Consider the following 5,242-nt stretch of genomic DNA (forward strand, 5'->3'; position numbering starts at 1 on the left):
ATCCTACACCCTTATACTCCGCTGCTGCCCAATGCCACACACTTGCGGCAACTGGTGCAACAACTACACATACACACCATTATACTGAATTATTCCGGTTATGGTTACCAACGCAAAGGCGTACCCCTTTGGTTGGTAAAGGCCATGGAAGGGGTAAAGGCCATGGGCTGCCGCATCCTGATTTTTTTTCATGAACTGTATGCCTCCGGCCCACCCTGGACTTCAGCGTTTTGGTTACATGCGCAACAAAAAAAAATTTTTAAACAATTGTATGCCCTTGCCAATCGCGTATTTTGCAGCAACCGGTTGGTACAGCACCTCATTCAGGATAATACCCCCGATGCCGGGATGAAAAGTACATGCATCGGCCTGTTTTCGAATATACCGGAACCTGTACAATTACCCGATTGGGGGGCAAGGGTAGCCCATTTGGTGGTATTTGGTAGTAAAGCTTTGCGCAGCAACACCTACCGGGCCATTTTACAATATTCTGAATGGTTGCAACGGTTGGGCATTATGGCAATTGTGGATATAGGCGAACCCCTGAATGCTGACTTATATGCCTCCATAGCCTTACCGGTTAAAGTGATGGGAATACTCCCGGCTGAACAAGTGAGTAAACAAATGGCAGTGGCAAAATTTGGCGCCCTGTACTATGCCGATCACTTGTTGGGAAAGTCGGGTGTTTGGGCAGCCTATTCGGCGCATGGGCTTTGTATTTGGAATACGGCGCCTTTCCATAAAGGAAACCTCGATGGATTGGCAGCCGGTAAACACTATATAAGCAGCGCTCAGCCTGTAAACCCTATGTGCCCATTTGAACAAATGGCCATGGCGGCTTTTCATTGGTACCGGCAACATGATTTTGAACAACACCTGAAGGCCTATCAATTATAGTCGGTAAACCCAATAAAAATAGTACATGCGTGTATCTGTAGTTATACCCAATTACAATACCTGGGATTTGGTAGAGCGGAATGTATCCGCTTTATTGCAATACGACGGTGAACGGATTGCGGAAATTATTGTTGTGGACGATTGTTCGCCCACACCCAACCCAGTGGTGTTTCCCGAAAAGGTACAGGTATTGCGCAATGCCGAAAACCTGCATTATACCCGAACCGTGAATCGCGGGCTTCGGGCGGCCAAAGGAGATATTGTGGTGTTGTTAGATTCGGATGCCTATCCGCTGGAGCCCTTTATACAGCCGCTGGTGGAAGCATATATTCAACAACCCCAATTGGGCTGTGTGGGTTTTAAAACGGTAGATGAGCGGGGAAGGGATAGTGGGAATTACATGACCGAGCCCTCTGTTTGGAGCCTGGTAGCGGGGCAGCAATTGCACCAATACCTGGCACCCTATAACATATTTCGTTCGAAACGATTATTACCTTTTTCCTGTGCCGTTAGTTTTAGAAAAACCTGTTTGGAAGCAATGGGTTATTTAGACGAAAGCTTCCGGGTATTGGATGCCGATAATGATCTGTCTATGCGTATCCATCGCAGTAACTGGTTATTACAATACAATCCTGCTTATGTAATTTGCCATACGGGCGGTAATTCCATACCTAGAGATGGAAAAAGGGTACAATGGTTTTATGAAAGCCGTTGGCATTTAATGGAAAAACATGGGAAAATACATTTTCCGCATCTCGCTGCTGCCTGCATCATGCTACGTTTATGGGTAGAAACACTGCTCTTGGCATTAAAAAAAAGTGAAGGTACAATACAAGAAAACAAATGCAAAACAAGAAAATATTTGGTACACTATTTTTGGGAGAGGGTGTACACAATGAACAATAATTAATGACCTGCTGAATTAACACAAATGGATTTTAAAAAACCGCAATATTATTTAAACCCAAAGATGATTATCCGGCGTTTTTGCTGGAAGGGTACTGAGCAAATAGTTACAACTGCATTGGGTATTACAATGCGCATTGATCCAGCTAAAGTTATTGGGAAATCAGTTGGCCAAAGTGGTGTTTACGATATTGTGCTGAGTGAATCGCTGTTTCGGCTATCTAAAAATGCAGAATTTGTATTAGATATTGGTGCTAATATAGGATTTACTGTTGGCGTGGCAGCAAAAGCCATGAACAAGGTGGGCAAACTGTGGGCATTTGAACCCAACCCCGTTGTATTGCCTTATTTATATCAAAATGTTCAATACCTCGCCCATCATGAAATTCAGGTATTTTCTTTTGCTTTATCAAACCGTGCAGGTGAAGCCTTGTTACAAATACCTGCACATACAAATAACGAAGGTTTAGCGCATATTACTGATTCGTTTTCCGAAAGCAGTTTAAACATTACTACCGAAACGCTCGACCATTTAATACCGGTAACAGAGCAGGTAGCGGTAATGAAAATAGATGTGGAAGGCCATGAATTGGCAGTATTGCAGGGAGGGGAACAATTGTTGAATCAAAAAAAAATTACCCATATTTTGTTTGAAGACCATGCCATCTTCCCATCTAATGTATCTGCCTTTTTATTGCATAAAGGGTATACGATTTACCGATTAGAAAAAGGATGGTATCGTGTGCTGTTGAAGAACCCTTATTCAACCGGTCATATCTCACAATGGGAACCGGCTAATTATTTAGCCACGCTGGATGTAGATGCAGTAAAAAAAGCTTTTAAAAATGGAGGCTATCAATGCATTGGATGAGAAGCCCTTAATGGCCCGGTTAACAACCCACCGAAAAGCTATTTAAATGGGTAACACGAGTGTAAAGATTATTATTGCACACACTAAAACCAAACAAACATGACAAGAAAAGGTACCAACAATAAAGCATTTGTACCTATTGTAAAAGACAAGCTAAAACAGTTACTTTTTGTTTTTTCATTCAAAAAATATGCCTTACGTAAACATTTGATTAAGGCGGCAAGTCCGGAAGAAAAGTTAACGGTGTGCAACCAAATATTAGGGGTTCATCAAAATAGTTACGAAATATTAACCTTGATTGAACTGTTACAGGAAAAAAAAATAGCACCTGAGGTTTTGATTGAAATTGGTACTGCGAATGGGGGTAATAATTTATTATTGGCCTCATGCTTTGCATCTGTACAAATGGTTATTGGGATTGACCTGTATGTGAAAAATGCAGCACAACTCCATTTTTATTTAAAAGGGAAGCAGGTACATTGTATTCATGCCAGTTCTTATGATGTTAATACCATTCAGCAAGTAAAGCGGTTAACACAGGGGTTTAAAACAGGTTTGATATTTGTAGATGGAGACCACAGGTATATGGGGGTAAAAGCTGATTTTTGGGGGTATAAAGATATGTTTGGACACAATACTTGTATGGCTTTTCACGATATTGTACCCGATAACTTTTTACGGTATGGTGAAATAACACCAATGTGGGTAGGTGAAGTACCCAAATTTTGGAATGAGTTAAAACAGCAAGCAGATAATACCATTGAAATTATACAGCATCCACAACAAAATGGTTTAGGAATTGGGGTATTACTTCCGTAACCCTCAGACAGAAAGATAGTTTGAGCACTTAAACCGGATTTGAAACCAATGAATAGCGTTTTGTTTAAACGACGTTTGTATTTAATAAACCTGATGATTTTTAAAGCAGCCACTTTACATGGGTAAACAACGACTGATACAAACCTTTTTATTTTGTTTTTTCTTTACCACCTTCAGTGGGGTTTTGCGCAAATGGGTATTTATGTCCACTACCGTAGGAAATGCCTTTTTTGCAACCCAACTGCTGCTGCCCCTGGTATTTTTCTTCACCAGTCGCCGGGCTTTTGGCCGCCTGTTTTTAAATACTGCTTTCCCTTTTTACCTATTGCTGTTGGTAGCAGAAGCCTTTAACCCCTTGAACCTTACCATTTACCATGGTTTATTGGGTATACTGATACATAGTTATTTTTGGATATTTATTTTTTTGTATTTACAAAACCGGGAAGATATAACCATTCAATCCTGGATATGGCCGGTACTAGTAGTGGTATTGGGCGAAGTGGTATTGGGCATGGTACAATACCAGCAACCCGCTACCAGCTTTATTAACCGCTATGCCAATTTGGAAGCGGTGAGCGGCAATATTGCCAATGTGGGTAAAGCAGTAAGGGTAACCGGTACTTTTTCTTATATTGGCGGCTATGGGGCATTGCTAATTGCAGTGCCTTTTTTGGTGGGCTATATTTATAAAAAGGGGTATTCCCCCAACCTGGTATTGGGCTTAATGGGTGCCGGTTTGGTGGGTTGCTTTATATCAGGCTCAAGGGGCGTAACCTATATTTATGCAATTGAATTAGTATTGGTAATTATTACCCAATGGCGTAGTTTCCGACAGGTAAGGTTAACAGCACTATTTATACCCGTGGTTATACTGGGTTTGTTTTTTACCCTATATGGCAATTTTGGAGAGATTGGGAATAAAATAGCAGATGCCTTTAATAATTTCAATAACCGGCGGGAAACCCTGGTACAAAATGGGGAGGAATCCAGACGAATTGAAGGGGATATACCCCGTATCCTGAATTTTCAGGGTAACTATCCACTATTTGGGGTAGGCCTGGGGGCCACTTACCAGGGGGCTACGCAATTTTTTGGTACCTCCCCTTATGTGGAGGAATTTGGTTATGTGGAAGGCGAATTGATTCGGGTAATTTTGGAAGGAGGGTTTGTTCTATTTTTTATGCGGTTCTTCATGGCCTGGTATTTGGCCAGCCGATTGGCCGTACCCACGCTGTTAAAATTCTTGGTATTTGGTCTGGTATTTTATGCGGTGGTATGGGTGTTTAATATTTACAATGCTTTTTACTTGGCATTTGGTATTATTTTAATTGACCAGGCTTATTACCGCAGGGCCGAAGCCCCTTTGGCGGCACCATAGCACCACTGTACCCCGCAGTGTCTCCCTCCGGAAAGGAGCGTAATGTGGCTGATGAAATGAGCATCCGCAGCATCCCCCACCGGCATGCGTTGCTGCAACAGCAGCCGTAGAATCAGGAATCTACCATTGCATCCGTTTGGGTAGATACTGCGGGGAAGAGTGTGTGAGCGGAGGGACGCTGCGGCTCCCAACACCGCAGCATCCCCCACGAACTCCCATCTACGTAAATGCCTATGCGTGAATGACGAATACAAAAAATATCGGTAAGGGTAGATTTTTTCCCCGCAGTGTCTACTCCGGTTGGAAGAGGGGTTAAGAAGGGGGAGTAGTAGTGCGTTTGGGAGTAGGTGGCACATGGCTAGGGGAAAAGG

General features: G+C 42.5%; 5 protein-coding genes. All 5 read left to right on the top strand.

The annotated features are described in order from the left end of the window. On the top strand, positions 1-897 hold an 897-nt coding region (locus A0F92_RS11850), incomplete at its 5' end, for a hypothetical protein (RefSeq protein ID WP_068246295.1). 25 nt (positions 898-922) lie between these two features. After that, on the top strand, positions 923-1,807 hold the full coding sequence (locus A0F92_RS11855; RefSeq protein ID WP_068246297.1) for a glycosyltransferase family 2 protein: 885 nt from the start codon (positions 923-925) through the stop codon (positions 1,805-1,807). Positions 1,808-1,828: 21 nt separating this feature from the next. After that, entirely contained in the window at positions 1,829-2,674 is an 846-nt protein-coding gene (locus tag A0F92_RS11860; RefSeq protein ID WP_068246299.1) for an FkbM family methyltransferase, read from the top strand. 99 nt (positions 2,675-2,773) lie between these two features. After that, positions 2,774-3,493 (top strand): CmcI family methyltransferase, encoded by a 720-nt coding sequence (locus A0F92_RS15680; RefSeq protein WP_167517063.1) that lies wholly within the window; start codon positions 2,774-2,776, stop codon positions 3,491-3,493. A 118-nt stretch (positions 3,494-3,611) separates the two neighbouring features. Further along, on the top strand, positions 3,612-4,871 hold the full coding sequence (locus A0F92_RS11870; protein ID WP_068246302.1) for a hypothetical protein: 1,260 nt from the start codon (positions 3,612-3,614) through the stop codon (positions 4,869-4,871). Positions 4,872-5,242 lie beyond the last annotated feature (371 nt).

Source organism: Hydrotalea flava (assembly GCF_001623405.1).
In the GTDB taxonomy this organism is placed as follows: domain Bacteria; phylum Bacteroidota; class Bacteroidia; order Chitinophagales; family Chitinophagaceae; genus Hydrotalea; species Hydrotalea flava.